This is a genomic window from Streptomyces sp. NPDC007808 (genome assembly GCF_042868655.1).
Taxonomy (GTDB): domain Bacteria; phylum Actinomycetota; class Actinomycetes; order Streptomycetales; family Streptomycetaceae; genus Streptomyces.
The window spans coordinates 149,455-163,464 of sequence record NZ_JBIAEQ010000002.1 but is presented as its reverse complement, the minus strand read 5'-3'; the positions used below and the strand labels follow the sequence as shown (position 1 = coordinate 163,464).

The 14,010-nt window shown below is 70.4% G+C and carries 15 protein-coding genes; 9 read left to right on the top strand and 6 right to left on the bottom strand.

The features are described 5' to 3' along the window. Positions 1–105: 105 nt before the first annotated feature. Both ACFYNL_RS06965 and ACFYNL_RS06960 read left to right on the top strand, forming a co-directional pair. Positions 106–1,059, top strand: coding sequence for an ROK family glucokinase (locus tag ACFYNL_RS06965; protein ID WP_388797882.1), 954 nt, complete (start codon positions 106–108; stop codon positions 1,057–1,059). Between the two features lie 141 nt (positions 1,060–1,200). Beyond that, the gene (locus tag ACFYNL_RS06960) at positions 1,201–1,950 is read left to right on the top strand and encodes an endonuclease/exonuclease/phosphatase family protein (protein WP_388797879.1); all 750 of its coding nucleotides are present in this window, start codon (positions 1,201–1,203) and stop codon (positions 1,948–1,950) included. Position 1,951: 1 nt separating this feature from the next. Here the strand turns inward: ACFYNL_RS06960 and ACFYNL_RS06955 are convergent, their stop codons facing one another. Both ACFYNL_RS06955 and ACFYNL_RS06950 read right to left on the bottom strand, forming a co-directional pair. Continuing rightward, entirely contained in the window at positions 1,952–2,758 is an 807-nt protein-coding gene (locus ACFYNL_RS06955) for a hypothetical protein (protein ID WP_388797876.1), read from the bottom strand. Beyond that, positions 2,751–3,527 carry an alpha/beta hydrolase gene (locus ACFYNL_RS06950; protein WP_388797873.1) on the bottom strand — a complete coding sequence of 259 codons (777 nt, stop codon included), beginning with the start codon at positions 3,525–3,527 and terminating at the stop codon, positions 2,751–2,753. The genes ACFYNL_RS06955 and ACFYNL_RS06950 overlap by 8 nt, the downstream gene beginning before the upstream one ends. 196 nt (positions 3,528–3,723) lie before the next feature. Here ACFYNL_RS06950 and ACFYNL_RS06945 point away from each other — a divergent pair, with 196 nt between their 5' ends. The 4 genes from ACFYNL_RS06945 to ACFYNL_RS06930 all read left to right on the top strand — a co-directional run bounded on the left by ACFYNL_RS06945 (position 3,724) and on the right by ACFYNL_RS06930 (position 7,575). Beyond that, positions 3,724–4,455: a lysophospholipid acyltransferase family protein gene (locus ACFYNL_RS06945; RefSeq protein ID WP_388797870.1), complete on the top strand. Its 732-nt coding sequence runs from the start codon at positions 3,724–3,726 to the stop codon at positions 4,453–4,455. A 34-nt stretch (positions 4,456–4,489) separates the two neighbouring features. After that, on the top strand, positions 4,490–5,719 hold the full coding sequence (macS, locus tag ACFYNL_RS06940) for a MacS family sensor histidine kinase (RefSeq protein ID WP_388797867.1): 1,230 nt from the start codon (positions 4,490–4,492) through the stop codon (positions 5,717–5,719). Then, the gene (locus ACFYNL_RS06935; protein WP_388797863.1) at positions 5,716–6,408 is read left to right on the top strand and encodes a response regulator; all 693 of its coding nucleotides are present in this window, start codon (positions 5,716–5,718) and stop codon (positions 6,406–6,408) included. Before macS ends, ACFYNL_RS06935 begins: the two co-directional genes overlap by 4 nt. Before the next feature lie 138 nt (positions 6,409–6,546). Beyond that, positions 6,547–7,575 carry a 6-phosphofructokinase gene (locus ACFYNL_RS06930; RefSeq protein ID WP_388797860.1) on the top strand — a complete coding sequence of 343 codons (1,029 nt, stop codon included), beginning with the start codon at positions 6,547–6,549 and terminating at the stop codon, positions 7,573–7,575. Positions 7,576–7,784: 209 nt separating this feature from the next. Here the strand turns inward: ACFYNL_RS06930 and ACFYNL_RS06925 are convergent, their stop codons facing one another. Both ACFYNL_RS06925 and ACFYNL_RS06920 read right to left on the bottom strand, forming a co-directional pair. Further along, positions 7,785–9,665, bottom strand: coding sequence for an anthranilate synthase family protein (locus ACFYNL_RS06925; protein WP_388797857.1), 1,881 nt, complete (start codon positions 9,663–9,665; stop codon positions 7,785–7,787). A 115-nt stretch (positions 9,666–9,780) separates the two neighbouring features. Then, positions 9,781–9,837 (bottom strand): trp operon leader peptide, encoded by a 57-nt coding sequence (locus tag ACFYNL_RS06920; RefSeq protein ID WP_076973970.1) that lies wholly within the window; start codon positions 9,835–9,837, stop codon positions 9,781–9,783. Positions 9,838–9,933: 96 nt separating this feature from the next. Between ACFYNL_RS06920 and ACFYNL_RS06915 the strand changes: the two genes are divergently transcribed. Together ACFYNL_RS06915 and ACFYNL_RS06910 are read left to right on the top strand one after the other, a co-directional pair. Further along, positions 9,934–11,286: a class II 3-deoxy-7-phosphoheptulonate synthase gene (locus ACFYNL_RS06915; protein WP_388797854.1), complete on the top strand. Its 1,353-nt coding sequence runs from the start codon at positions 9,934–9,936 to the stop codon at positions 11,284–11,286. A 167-nt stretch (positions 11,287–11,453) separates the two neighbouring features. Beyond that, positions 11,454–11,687 carry a bacterioferritin-associated ferredoxin gene (locus ACFYNL_RS06910; RefSeq protein WP_388797851.1) on the top strand — a complete coding sequence of 78 codons (234 nt, stop codon included), beginning with the start codon at positions 11,454–11,456 and terminating at the stop codon, positions 11,685–11,687. A 15-nt stretch (positions 11,688–11,702) separates the two neighbouring features. Here ACFYNL_RS06910 and bfr read toward each other — a convergent pair whose 3' ends face one another. Then, positions 11,703–12,179, bottom strand: a complete 477-nt coding sequence (gene bfr, locus ACFYNL_RS06905; RefSeq protein ID WP_388797848.1) for a bacterioferritin — start codon at positions 12,177–12,179, stop codon at positions 11,703–11,705. 175 nt (positions 12,180–12,354) lie between these two features. Between bfr and ACFYNL_RS06900 the strand changes: the two genes are divergently transcribed. Then, positions 12,355–12,987 carry a sulfite oxidase-like oxidoreductase gene (locus tag ACFYNL_RS06900; RefSeq protein WP_388797845.1) on the top strand — a complete coding sequence of 211 codons (633 nt, stop codon included), beginning with the start codon at positions 12,355–12,357 and terminating at the stop codon, positions 12,985–12,987. Between the two features lie 90 nt (positions 12,988–13,077). Here ACFYNL_RS06900 and ACFYNL_RS06895 read toward each other — a convergent pair whose 3' ends face one another. Then, on the bottom strand, positions 13,078–13,971 hold the full coding sequence (locus ACFYNL_RS06895; protein ID WP_388797842.1) for a deoxyribonuclease IV: 894 nt from the start codon (positions 13,969–13,971) through the stop codon (positions 13,078–13,080). Positions 13,972–14,010 lie beyond the last annotated feature (39 nt).

Sequence of the window (14,010 nt, the reverse complement as noted above, 5' to 3'; positions counted from 1 at the left end):
CCGGTGGGCCCCCGTGCCCTGTCCGCCGGGCGGACGACGGGACCCCGGGGCGGGGGCCTCGGGTACGGTTGGCCGTAGCGGGGCTCGACCGAAACTGAGGGATTCATGGGACTCACCATCGGCGTCGACATCGGCGGCACGAAGATCGCGGCCGGCGTGGTCGATGAGGAAGGCAACATCCTCTCGACCCACAAGGTGCCGACCCCGGGCACGCCCGAGGGCATCGTGGACGCCATCGCCACCGCGGTGGAGGGCGCGCACGCCGGACATGAGATCGTCGGCGTGGGTATCGGTGCGGCCGGTTACGTCAACCGCCAGCGCTCGGAGGTCTACTTCGCGCCGAACATCGACTGGCGCAACGAGCCGCTGAAGGAGAAGGTCGAGGCCCGCGTCGGCCTCCCGGTCGTCGTGGAGAACGACGCCAACGCGGCGGCCTGGGGCGAGTACAAGTTCGGCGCGGGCAAGGGCCACCGCAACGTCATCTGCATCACGCTCGGCACGGGCCTGGGCGGCGGCATCATCATCGGCAACAAGCTGCGCCGCGGTCACTACGGCGTGGCCGCCGAGTTCGGCCACATCCGCATGGTGCCGGACGGCCTGCTGTGCGGCTGCGGCAGCCAGGGCTGCTGGGAGCAGTACGCCTCCGGCCGCGCCCTGGTCCGCTACGCCAAGCAGCGCGCCAACGCCACCCCGGAGAACGCCGAGGTCCTCCTCGGCATGGGCGACGGCACCCCCGACGGCATCGAGGGCAAGCACATCTCCATGGCCGCCCGCCAGGGCGACCCGGTCGCCGTCGACTCCTACCGCGAACTCGCCCGCTGGGCCGGCGCCGGCCTCGCCGACCTGGCCTCCCTGTTCGACCCTTCCGCCTTCATCGTCGGCGGCGGCCTCTCGGACGAGGGCGAACTGGTCCTCGACCCGATCCGCAAGTCGTACAAGCGCTGGCTGGTCGGCGGCAACTGGCGCCCGGTGGCGGATGTCATCGCCGCCCAGCTCGGGAACAAGGCGGGCCTGGTGGGCGCGGCCGACCTGGCCCGCGAGCCCGACCCGATCATGTAAGGCATGTAAGGCGTAAGGCTCTTCTTCGTCCGCCGGGGACCGCCCCGGCCCAGGGGCGCGGGGACCTGCACGACAAGCCACGACGAGCCGGCTGTCGCGCAGAGCCTCGCGCCCCGCGCCATGGGGCGTAGATTGATCCACATGGAGTCGCTCCCCCATTCCCGCACGGAACTCGACGGTTCCGCGGTCGTCAGGGTCCTGAGCTACAACATCCGTTCGATGCGGGACGACATCGACGCCCTGGCCGGGGTGATCACCGCCTGCGCCCCCGACCTGGTCCTGGTCCAGGAGGCCCCGCGCTTCTTCCGCTGGCGCAAGAAGCTCGCCCACCTCGCCCACGCCTGCGACCTCGTCGTCCTCACCGGTGGTGCCACGGCCGCGGGTCCCGCGATCCTGTGCAACCTGAGGGCCACCGTGGAGCGCACCCGGGACGTGCTTCTCCCGCTCACCCCCGGGCTGCACCGGCGCGGCTTCGCCACGGCGGTGGTCCGCTTCGGCGGCGCCCGCCTCGGCGTGCTGAGCTGCCATCTCTCCTTGCAGAAGGACGAGCGCCACGACCAGGGCGGCATGCTCCTCGACCACCTGGCCGACCTGGGCGTGGAGCACGCCGTCGCCGGTGGCGACCTGAACGAGCGCCCCGGTGGCCGCACCTTCCGCCGCCTGGCCGAGGACCTCCAGGACTGCTGGGCCACCGCTCCCTGGGGCGGCGAGTACACCTCGACCCCGGCCGACCCCCGTCAGCGCATCGACGCGATCTTCGCCACGAAGGGCATCGAGGTGCTCGGCTGCGGTGTCCCCGGGCACCTCCCCGGGGTGACGGAGGCAGACCTGAGGGCGGCCACGGACCACCTTCCGGTCCTGGCCGCCCTGCGCATTCCCGCGGACGGGTAGGTCAGACGACGGCGCCCCGCCCGGGATCGTCGTCCTCTTCGTCGTCCGGCTTCATCCGCATGACCAGCGTGGCGGACCCGCCCACGAACCCGCCGATGCCCAGCGTGGTCAGCCACCAGGTCATCTCCCAGCCGAACACGACGGCCAGCACCAGCAGGATCGGACCGCCGAGCACGCCGAGCCAGGCGAACTTCGCGGTCGGGTCGGCGTCGGGCAGCGGTGGCGGCTCCGGCGGTACGAAGTGGCCCTCGTCGTCGGTGTCGAAGTCGTCCTCGGACGGCTCGGGCAGGCTGTAGTCGCGCGGGCCGACACCGGGAGCGAAGGACACGGAGCTGCCGAGCGGCTTGACCGGCCTGACCGGCTCGTCCGCCCCGGGTTCCCCGGTGTCCCCGGGTTCCCCGGATTCCCCGGATTCCCCGGAGTCTCCGAGCTTGCCGGGCTCTCCGGATCCCCCGGCCTCCCCGGACTCCCCGGCCTTGTCCGGCCCCGCGGACTTCTGCGACTTCTGGGGCTTCTCGGGCCTCTTGGGCCTCTTGGGCAGCTCGCCCCTGTCGCCCCGCTCGCCCTCGGCGCCGCCGGACTGCGCGTCCGGCCCGGCGCCCGCCTCGTCGTTCGTGTCGGCCTCCAGCAGGGCCAGGTCCTCGATCGACTTGAACGGCTTGGCACCCGGCGGGTCCGGTGGCTCCTCGCCGTATCCGGCGACGATCGCCGCCCAGGCGGCGTCCTCGTCGAACGGGACGTGCTGCTCTTCCGGCTCGCGATCGTCGCGGTCCTCGCGTCTGTCACGGTCGGAGTCGTGCTCAGCCACGTGCGTTCGTCCCTTCCTTGCCGGCGCCGGTTCTGAGCCGGTCGATGAAGCCGAGGCTCTCCTCGAAGATCCGGTTCGCGTCATGGTCCAACGTCGCCACGTGGCAGCTCTGTTCCAGCACGACCTCCGTTACGTCCGTGGACGACACCCTGCTCAGGATCCGCGCCGAGTCCGCCGCCGGCACGACGTGGTCGTGCGCGCTGCGCAGAAGCAGCAGCGGCTGGGTGACCTGCGGCAACTCGCCGTCGACCAGACGGTGGAAGTGCCGCAGGGAATGGGCCGCGTGCAGCGGCACCCGGTCGTACCCGACCTCGACGCCGCCCTTGGCGATGTCCCCGGTCACTCCCCGCGTCGTCCGGACGAGGTGGCGCAGGACCGCAAGGGCGTGCGCGGACACGCCGTGCACCTTGTTCGCCGGATTGACCACCACCACGCCGGCCACGTCCACCCCGTGCTTCGCCGCGAGGCGCAGCGCGAGCGTGCCGCCCACGCCCAGGCCGGCCACGAACACCGATGCGCAGCGGTCGTGCAGGTCACGCAGGGCGCGGTCCACCTCGGCGTACCAGTCCTGCCAGCCGGTGAGCACCATGTCCTGCCAGCGCGTGCCGTGTCCCGGCAGCAGCGGCAGCGAGACGGTGAAGTCCCGTTCGGCGAGATGCGCCGCCCAGGGACGCAGCGACTGCGGGGACCCGGTGAAGCCGTGGCAGAGGAGCACCCCGACCTCCCCGCCCTCGTGGCGGTACGGCTCGGCTCCAGGAAGGACCGGCACCTTTACGGTCTCCTGTTCGTGAGAAGGACGGCGGGAACGAGCGGAACGACATGGATCCACACGGCCGAGCCGCACATCGACACAGCCGGGTGTGCTTCACCGTACGCGACCGCACTGACACCGACCAGGGCCGTAGGACTCTTCGACAGTGCCCCGGGTTAAGGTCTGATCTACAGACACAGGAGGCACTCGGTTGTTGTACGGCGCGATGAAGGTGGCCATCGGGGGACCGCTGAAGGTCGCTTTCAGGCCCTGGGTGGAAGGGCTGGAGAACATTCCCGCCGAGGGCCCGGCGATTCTGGCGAGCAACCACCTGTCGTTCTCGGACTCGTTCTTCCTGCCCGCGGTCCTCGACCGCAAGGTCACCTTCATCGCGAAGGCCGAGTACTTCACGACCCCGGGCGTCAAGGGCCGGCTGACGGCCGCGTTCTTCAAGGGCGTCGGCCAGCTGCCCGTGGACCGCTCCGGAGCGCGTGGTGCGGGCGAGGCGGCCATCAAGAGCGGCATAGAGGTCCTCGAACGCGGTGAACTGTTCGGCATCTACCCGGAGGGCACCCGCTCGCCCGACGGCCGCCTGTACCGGGGCAAGCCGGGCGGCCTCGCGCGCGTGGCCCTCGCCACCGGTGCGCCGGTCATCCCGGTCGCCATGATCGACACGGAGAAGATCCAGCCGCCGGGCCAGGTCATGCCCAAGCTGATGCGGCCGGGCATCCGGATCGGCGAGCCCATGGACTTCAGCCGGTACCAGGGCATGGAGCACGACCGGTTCGTGCTCCGCGCGCTGACCGACGAGGTCATGTACGAGATCATGAAGCTCTCCGGCCAGGAGTACGTCGACATGTACGCGACCGCCGCCAAGCGGCAGATCGCGGAGGCGGCCAAGGCCGAGAAGGAACAGGCGCGGAAGAAGAAGGAACAGTCCGAATAGAGTCGGCCGCAGCTGAGCCGAGGGGTGGGGGCGAGTGGCCAAGCGCGAGCGGGTCATGAGGATGTCGGTCGAGCAGCCGCTGTGGCGTGCGCTCACCGGCTACCGGGTGCTGACGCTGGTGTACGCGATCGGGCTCTTCGCCAGCGCCCACGACGAGGTCGCCCGCCCGTGGGTCGCCCTCGGCTACTACGCCGTCCTCGCCGTCTGGACGCTGGCCACCCTGCCCAGGGTCGCGAACGCGGCGAGCTGCACCAAGCGGTTCCTCGCCGTCGACCTCACCATCGCCCTGACCGGCATCCTGCTGACCCGGCTCGCCGAGTCGCCCGAGCGGATCGAGGCCGGTGCCCCGACCCTGCCGTCGATATGGACCGCGGGCGCGGTGCTGGCGTTCGCCATCAAGGGCGGCTGGCGCTGGGCCGCGTTCGCCTCCACGCTGGTCGCCGCCGCCAACCTGATCGAACGCTCCGGGGTGCCCACCCGCGACACCATCCACATGGTGCTGCTCGTCTGGATCGCCTCCATCGCCATCGGCTACGTCGTCGAGGTCGCCCGCGCCTCCGAGCGCACCCTCGCCCGCGCCCTGGAGATCGAGGCCGCGACCCGGGAACGGGAGCGGCTCGCCCGGGACATCCACGACAGCGTCCTGCAGGTGCTGGCCATGGTGCAGCGTCGCGGCGCCGTCATCGGGGGTGAGGCGGCCGAGCTGGGCCGGATGGCCGGCGAGCAGGAGGTGGCGCTGCGCACCCTGGTCTCGGGCGGTCTGGTGCCCGTCTCGCGGGTCTCGGAGGACGCCGCCGAGGGGGCGCTCGTACGCGCCGTGGAGGAGTCCGACGACGCCGGGGGCCCCGTCGATCTGCGGGCGCTGCTCGCCCCCTACGCCGGGGCCAGGGTGAACCTGGCCGAGCCGGGCGCCCCCGTGCCGCTGCCCCCCGCCGCCGCGCGGGAGCTGGCCGCGGCCGTCGGCGCCGCCCTGGACAACGTCCGCAGGCACGCGGGGGAGCAGGCGCGCGCGTGGATCCTCGTCGAGGACGAGCCCGACGAGGTGATCGTCACCGTGCGGGACGACGGGCCGGGCATCCCCGAGGGCCGGCTCGCACAGGCCGAGGGCGAGGGACGGCTCGGCGTCGCCCTGTCGATCCGGGGGCGGCTGCGGGACCTCGGCGGCAGCGCCGAGCTGATCTCGGTGCCGGGGCAGGGCACCGAAGTGGAACTGAAAGTACCGAAGGACAGCAGCGCTTCACGGGGGAAGGCGGAGCAGCGATGACGGACACCACGAGCGGACAGCAGAGCCCGGTCAGGGTCATGGTGGTCGACGACCACCCCATGTGGCGCGACGCGGTCGCCCGCGACCTCGCCCAGTCCGGCTTCGACGTCGTGGCCACCGCGGGCGACGGCGACCAGGCCGTACGCCGCGCCAAGGCCGCCACCCCCGATGTCCTCGTGCTCGACCTCAACCTGCCCGCCAAGCCCGGCGTCCAGGTCTGCAAGGAACTCGTCGCCCACAACCCGGCCCTGCGCGTCCTCGTCCTGTCCGCGAGCGGCGAGCACGCCGACGTCCTGGAGGCCGTGAAGTCCGGGGCGACCGGTTACCTGCTGAAGTCGGCCTCGACCGAGGAACTCCTCGACGCGGTGCGTCGTACCGCCGTCGGCGACCCGGTGTTCACGCCGGGCCTGGCCGGACTGGTCCTCGGCGAGTACCGCCGTCTCGCCTCCGAGCCCGCGCCGGCCGCCCCCGACACCGACCAGCCGAAGGCCCCGCAGCTCACCGAGCGCGAGACCGAGGTGCTGCGCCTCGTCGCCAAGGGCCTGAGCTACAAGCAGATCGCCGAACGCCTGGTCATCTCCCACCGCACGGTCCAGAACCACGTCCAGAACACCCTCGGCAAGCTCCAGTTGCACAACCGGGTGGAGCTGGTGCGGTACGCGATAGAGCGCGGCCTCGACGACGAGTGATCCATCGGCCGTCCGCTTGACGGCACGTAAACCAAATACCCGGCGATTCACCGGAATTGCCGTCCCGACCCATCGCTGTGTGACCTGGCTCACCATTAGCGTGGCCTCACCAGGCAACCGCGGCGAAGGGATATTTCCATGCGGGTCGGAGTACTGACCGGAGGCGGCGACTGCCCCGGTCTCAACGCCGTCATCCGAGCCGTCGTCCGCAAGGGCGTACAGGAGTACGGCTACGACTTCGTGGGCTTCCGGGACGGCTGGCGAGGCCCCCTGGAGAACGACACCGTCCGCCTCGACATCCCCGCCGTGCGCGGCATCCTGCCCCGCGGCGGCACCATCCTCGGCTCCTCGCGCACCAACCCCCTCAAGCAGGAGGACGGCATCCGCCGTATCAAGGAGAACCTCGCCAAGCAGGAGGTCGAGGCGCTCATCTCGATCGGCGGCGAGGACACCCTCGGCGTGGCCGCCCGCCTGTCCGACGACTACGGCGTGCCCTGCGTCGGCGTGCCCAAGACCATCGACAACGACCTGTCCGCCACCGACTACACCTTCGGTTTCGACACCGCCGTCGGTATCGCGACCGAGGCCATCGACCGGCTGCACACCACCGCCGAGTCCCATATGCGGGTGCTGGTCGTCGAGGTGATGGGCCGTCACGCGGGCTGGATCGCCATCCACTCCGGTCTCGCCGGCGGCGCCAACGTCATCCTCATCCCCGAGCAGCGCTTCGACGTCGACAAGGTGTGCGCCTGGGTGACCTCGCGCTTCAAGGCGTCGTACGCCCCGATCGTGGTCGTCGCCGAGGGCGCCATGCCCAAGGACGGCGACATGGTCCTCAAGGACGAGTCGCTGGACTCCTTCGGGCATGTGCGGTTGTCCGGCGTCGGCGAGTGGCTGGCCAAGGAGATCGAGAAGCGGACGGGGAAGGAGGCCCGTACGACGGTCCTCGGCCACGTCCAGCGGGGCGGCACCCCCAGCGCGTTCGACCGCTGGCTCGCCACCCGCTTCGGACTGCACGCCATCGAGGCCGTCCACGACGGCGACTTCGGCAAGATGGTCGCCCTGCGCGGCACGGACATCGTCCGGGTCCCGATCGCGGACGCCACGGCCAAGCTGAAGACGGTGGACCCGAAGCTGTACGAAGAGGTCGAGGTCTTCTTCGGCTGACGACCGGCCGGTTCCCCTCGGCTGCTTCCCGCCCGGCGACACGGGAGGGTGGGCCGTACACGCGGCCCGTCGCCCAACGGACGGGGAGCGGCCTCGGGCACGTCCCCGAGGAACAGCTCCCCGCCGAGTCCGGCCTGATCAGCCTGCCCGTGCCCCTGCTGCCGGGAGACCCGGCAGCTCATCGAGACCACGGTGAACGACGTCCTCGACTACAGGGCCGGCCGCCGCTCGCGGAAGGTGCTCGTGCCGCGCAGCTGAGCAACCAGCTCCCGTACGACGGTGGCGCCGTTCAGCGTCAGGACCGACTCCGGGTGGAACTGGACCCCGGCGAAGCCCGGCCCGCGCACGGCATGGACCTCGTGCGACGCACTCCGGCTCACCTCCACGCCGTGCGCGGCCAGCTCGGCGGCGGCCTCGTCGTCGCAGCGCGCCACGAAACTGTTGTAGAAACCGACCGTCTCCGGCCGCCCGAACAGGTCGATCGTCGTCTGCGCCCCCTGGTACGGCACCTCCTTCCGTACGATCTCCAGCCCCAGCTCGGCCGCGATCAGCTCGTGCCCGAGGCAGACGCCGAGGACGCCGTGCCGGTGGCCGCCGACGACCTCGGCGGTGAGGTCACGCAGGAAGCGCATCTTGGGGTCGGTGAGGTCGGACGGGTCACCCGGGCCGGGGCCGAGCACGAGCGGACCTCCGTGCGCGAGCACCGCATCCCGCAGCCCTTCCTCGTCGTAGCGTCGGACGGTGACCTCCAGGCCGCTCGACCGCAGCACGTGCGCGAGCATCGCCGTGAAGGTGTCCTCGGCGTCGACGACCAGGGCGTGGCCACCCAGCTCCTGCGACCGCTCCTGCATCCGCAGCCAGAACGGCGCCAGCGACGCCCGGCGCCCGTCGAGCGCGGCACGCACGCGCGGATCGTCGGCGAGACGCACGCGCGTGTGCTCGGCACGCGGCCGGGACGGACGTACCCCCAGGGCCGCCAGCACACCCGCCGCCTTCGCATGGGTCTCGGCGACCTCGCTCGCCGGGTCCGAGCCGCGCACGAGGGTCGCGCCGACCGGAACCCGCAGGTGCCCGTCCCCGGAGATGTCGGCGGTGCGGATCAGGATGGGGGAGTCGAGGGTCTGGGCGCCGCCCGGGTCGCGGCCGAGGAACGCCAGCGCACCCGCGTAGTACCCGCGCCCCCCGACCTCGTGCCGTTCGATCACCCGGCACGCGTTCTGCACGGGGGAGCCGGTGACGGTGGCCGCGAACATGGTCTCGCGCAGCACGTCCCGTACGTCCAGCGAGGACTTCCCGCGCAGCTCGTACTCGGTGTGCGCGAGATGCGCCATCTCCTTCAGCCGCGGTCCGACGACCGCTCCGCCCATGTCGCCGACGGTGCACATCATCTTGAGCTCCTCGTCGACGACCATCGACAGCTCCTCGATCTCCTTGCCGTCGGCGAGGAAGCCGAGCAGATGCTCGGGCGTCGGCCCCTCGGCGGGATAGCGGTACGTCCCGCTGATCGGGTTCATGACGACGGTCCCGCCGGACATCCGCACATGGACCTCGGGACTCGCCCCGACCAGCGTCCGGTCCCCGGTGTGCACGACGAACGTCCAGTACGCGCCCCGCTCACCCTCCAGCAGCCGCCGGAACAGGGCCAGCGCGTCGGCCCGCCCGAACCCCGGGATCTCCCCCTCGTACGTCCGCCGGATCACGAAGTTCGCGCCCTCGCCGCGCCCGATCTCCTCCCGCAGCACCCGCCCGACGATCTCCGCGTACTCCTCGTCGGCCACGTCGAAGCCGCCGCCCTCGACCCGCACCTCGTGGGACGGAAGCTGCGCCAGGGCGTCGGCGAGCGGGACGCGGTACGACTCCTCGGGCGCGAGCACGAGCAGGGGCGTGCCGTCGTCGCGGACGTCGAAGCCGCGCTCGCGGATCTGGCGGAAGGGGACGAGCGCCAGGCCCTCGTCGGGGAGGTCGGCCAGACGGTCGTGCGCGGCGACCGGGCCGACGAGGACCTCGACCGTCTCGTGGTCCTGGCCAGGGGCGCGTCTGCGCAGCAGGGCGAACGGGCGGGGGTCGTCCAGCAAGCCGAGCAGGTTCATGGGTCCGTGCTCCTTCTCAGTGAGACTCGGTGGTACTCAGTGGGAGAGGAACGGACCCGGGAAACACCGAAGGCCGCCCCTCGGGCGGCCTTCGCGAAGTCTTGCGTACGCGCAGTCAGTGGGCCGCCGGATGAGCGGTCCACCACCAGTTCTGGATCGAGTGCGCGAACATGCCAGGGACCCTACCGCATGTCCGGGTCGTGTACCCCGTGTCTCAATTGTTGGGCATGGGGCGGGAGGCCCTACACGACCCCGTAATGTTGAGTGCGTGACCGTGAACGCTAAGACCAGCGCGAGCGCTGGCAACACCTGGCGAGACCTGCCCGCGGCGCAGCAGCCCGAGTACCCCGACCTTGAGGCTCTGCGCGCAGTCGTTGCGGACCTCGAGTCGTATCCGCCGCTCGTCTTCGCGGGCGAGTGCGATCAGCTGCGCGCCCGGATGGCGGCCGTCGCCAAGGGAGAGGCGTTCCTCCTCCAGGGCGGCGACTGCGCCGAGGCCTTCGACGCGGTGTCGGCCGACCACATCCGCAACAAGCTCAAGACCCTGCTCCAGATGGGCGCCGTGCTGACGTACGCCGCCTCGGTGCCGGTCGTGAAGGTCGGCCGTATCGCCGGCCAGTACTCCAAGCCGCGCTCCAAGCCGACCGAGACCCGCGACGGCGTCACGCTGCCGACCTACCGCGGCGACTCCGTCAACGGCTTCGACTTCACCGAAGAGGCCCGGATCCCGGACCCCGAGCGGCTGAAGCGGATGTACAACGCGTCCGCCTCCACGCTCAACCTGGTGCGCGCCTTCACCACCGGCGGCTACGCCGACCTGCGTCAGGTGCACGCCTGGAACCAGGACTTCGTGAAGTCGTCCCCGTCCGGCCAGCGCTACGAGCAGCTGGCCCGCGAGATCGACAACGCGCTGAACTTCATGCACGCCTGCGGGGCCGACCCGGAGGAGTTCAAGACGGTCGAGTTCTACGCCTCGCACGAGGCGCTTCTGCTCGACTACGAGTCCGCCCTGACCAGGGTCGACTCCCGCACCGGCCACCTGTACGACGTCTCTGGGCACATGGTGTGGATCGGTGAGCGCACCCGGCAGCTGGACGGCGCGCACATCGAGTTCGCGTCGAAGATCCGCAACCCGATCGGTATCAAGCTCGGCCCGACCACGACGGCCGAGGAGGCGCTGCAGTACATCGACCGCCTCGACCCGGAGCGCGAGCCGGGCCGGCTGACCTTCATCGTCCGCATGGGCGCCGACAAGATCCGTGACCGGCTTCCCGAGCTGGTCGAGAAGGTCACCGCCTCCGGTGCCGTGGTGGCCTGGGTGACCGACCCGATGCACGGCAACACCTTCGAAGCGGCCTCCGGTCACAAGACCCGCCGCTTCGACGACGTGCTCGACGAGGTGAAGGGCTTCTTCGAGGTCCACAAGGAGCTCGGCACCCACCCGGGCGGCATCCACGTGGAGCTCACCGGTGACGACGTCACCGAGTGCGTGGGCGGCGGCGACGAGATCTTCGTCGACGACCTGCACCAGCGCTACGAGACCGCCTGCGACCCCCGCCTGAACCGGAGCCAGTCGCTCGACCTGGCGTTCCTCGTGGCGGAGATGTACCGGGACCAGTAACCGGTCGGTTGCCACCTCGGCCGGAATTGGGGCGCGGATCACATGCGATCCGCGCCCCCTCCCACTTTTGCGGCTCCTGTGCGGCGGGTAAGGTTAGGTTAGCCTCACCGATCAAGAGGGCCCCTCGGTAAATCGGTACGGCACGACTTATCGAACCCCGGCGGGAGGTGAACCGCGTGTACGTCTGCAGTTGCTTCGGTGTCACCGAGCAGCAGGTGAAGCAGCACGCGGAGCGCGGCGCCTGCACCCCCCGCCAGATCGCCTCCGCCTGCAAGGCGGGTACCGACTGCGGGTCGTGCGTGCGCCGTATCCAGGCGATTCTGGGCAGGGGATCGTGCCCGCGCCGGGATCTGGCCGACCAGGGCCGGCCGGTGCTCTCCGAGCTGGAGGACGCGGCCTAGGGTCCGTCGTTCGGATCAGCTCGGCTGCTCGATCTGCTGCGCGAGGTACAGCGCCTCACCCAGCTTGTCGATGAGTTCCAGCTGCGTGTCCAGGTAGTCGATGTGGTGCTCCTCGTCCTCCAGGATCGCCTCGAAGAGGTTCGCCGAGGTGATGTCGCCCTTGGTGCGCATCACCTCGATGCCCCGCTTGAGCCGGTCGATGGCCTCGACCTCGACCTGTCGGTCGGCCTGGAACATCTCGGTGACGGTCTGGCCGACCCGGACGTGGAAGAGCCGCTGGTAGTTCGGCAGGCCGTCCAGCATCAGAATGCGTTCGGTGATCTTGTCCGCGTGCTTCATCTCGTCGATGGACTCTTCACGCGTGTACTTGGCGAGCTTGGTCCAGCCTTTGTTGTCCTGGATCCGGTAGTGCAGCCAGTACTGGTTGATCGCCGTCAGCTCGCCGGTCAGCTGCTCGTTCAGGAATTCGAGGACCTCGGGGTCGCCCTGCATCGCAGAGGCTCCTTCCAAGCGGGGGAACTGGCAGGTTGCGCCGCATGATTGCACCGGCAGCGAAGATCGTCCAGTAAGTCTTCACTTAGTAAGTAAGGGCATGCTTAGTCCATTTTGGGCTGAATTGGGGGGAGGGTGGTCCGGTGCACCGCCCCGGGTCTGTCAGGATGGAGTCATGGGTCAGCCGGTGGAGCGCGAAAGTGGAGCAGGGGCACACTCCGAACTTCCGCCGGGGCAGCGAGTGCAGCGTGGCTGGCCGGTCACGCACTACGGGCCGGTTCCCAAGTTTCGTCCCGAGCGCTGGGAGTTCCGGGTGTTCGGGGCCACCGCCGACGGCGAGAAGCACTGCTGGACCCATGAGGAGTTCACGGCACTGCCGTACACCACCGTCGTGGCCGATCTGCACTGTGTCACGAAGTTCAGCATGCTCGGCGCGGAGTGGGGCGGCATTCCCGCCCGTACGATCCTGGAGATCGCCCCGCCCGCCCCGGCCGTCACCCATGTGATGGTGTGGGCGGAGTACGGGTTCAGCTCCAACCTGCGCCTGGCCGACTTCGCCTCCGAGGGTGCCATCTTCGCCACCCACAAGGACGGTGAACTGCTCACGGCGGAGCACGGCTTCCCCCTTCGCCTGGTCGTCCCTCATCTGTACGCCTGGAAGGGGCCCAAGTGGGTCCGCGGCGTGGAGTACATGACCGCCGACCGCCGTGGCTTCTGGGAGGAGCGCGGCTACCACAACATCGGCGATCCGTGGAAAGAGCAGCGCTACTCGTACCAGGAGGAACCCGGGGACGGCCCCGAGCTCTGACCCCGGCCTTCCCGGTGGCCGTCAGTGGTGGTACCGGTGCACCACCGCGTGTCCCTTGGCGCGGCCGATCATGGCGTATCCCTTCAAGGGCTATGCGTCCCGAAGTTTCTTCAGTCGCTCCACGTCCGCCGCGTGCCCTTCCTTGCCGCCTGGAGTCTCGATGATCAGCGGTACGCCCTCGGTGGCCGGGTGGGTCATCAGCGCGCGGAACGGGTCCTCACCGATGTGACCTGCGCCGATGTTCTCGTGGCGGTCCTTGTGGGCGCCCACGACGTCCTTGGAGTCGTTGGCGTGGATCAGCTTCAGCCGGCCCTCGCCGACGGTGTCCACCAGCAGGTCGAGCGTCTGGTGCATACCGGACGGGCCGGTCAGATCGTGGCCGGCGGCGAAGATGTGGCAGGTGTCCAGGCACACCCCCAGCTTGGGATGGGCGTCCAGTGCCTCGAAGTACGGTCCGAAGTCCCAGGTCCGCGAGCAGAGCGAGGAGCCCTGGCCCGCGGTGGACTCCAGCAACAGGTACGGGTCGTCGTCATGGGTCAGCTCGTCGAGCAGCGGGAGCAGGGACTCCCGGACCTGCTTCAGGGCCACCGACCGCTCCCGGCCGCCGGTCGCGCTGCCCGTGTGCACGACCACGCCCAGCGCGCCGATCTGCCGGCCGCGGTGCAGCGAATGCCGCAACGACTCCACCGACTTCTCGACGGTGGCCTCGGTGTGCGAGCCGAAGTTGATCAGGTAGGGCGCATGCACGTACGCCGGGATGGACTCGGCCTCGCACACCGCGCGGAACTCCTCGTCCTGCCGTGGATTCCCGGCGGGCGTCGCCCAGCCCCGCGGGTTGGCGACGAAGACCTGGACCGCCTCGGCCTTGAGGTCGTGGGCGTAGCCGAGCCCGACGGAGCTGAGGCCGCCGGCCACGGGGACATGGCCTCCGACGGGGTTGCGGGAGGGGCCCGCGAGGGTGGGGCCGGACTGCTGACTTCTCACCCGTTCAGGGTGTCACGAGGTCAGAGCCGCCCCGTCACC

Excerpts from the sequence above, each read along its gene's own strand:
- ACFYNL_RS06965 (WP_388797882.1), top strand. The coding sequence starts at position 106 with ATGGGACTCACCATCGGCGTCGACATCGGCGGCACGAAGATCGCGGCC.
- ACFYNL_RS06960 (WP_388797879.1), top strand. The coding sequence starts at position 1,201 with ATGGAGTCGCTCCCCCATTCCCGCACGGAACTCGACGGTTCCGCGGTC.
- ACFYNL_RS06935 (WP_388797863.1), top strand. The coding sequence starts at position 5,716 with ATGACGGACACCACGAGCGGACAGCAGAGCCCGGTCAGGGTCATGGTG.
- ACFYNL_RS06930 (WP_388797860.1), top strand. The coding sequence starts at position 6,547 with ATGCGGGTCGGAGTACTGACCGGAGGCGGCGACTGCCCCGGTCTCAAC.
- ACFYNL_RS06925 (WP_388797857.1), bottom strand. The coding sequence starts at position 9,665 with ATGAACCTGCTCGGCTTGCTGGACGACCCCCGCCCGTTCGCCCTGCTG.
- bfr (WP_388797848.1), bottom strand. The coding sequence starts at position 12,179 with ATGCAGGGCGACCCCGAGGTCCTCGAATTCCTGAACGAGCAGCTGACC.
- ACFYNL_RS06900 (WP_388797845.1), top strand. The coding sequence starts at position 12,355 with ATGGGTCAGCCGGTGGAGCGCGAAAGTGGAGCAGGGGCACACTCCGAA.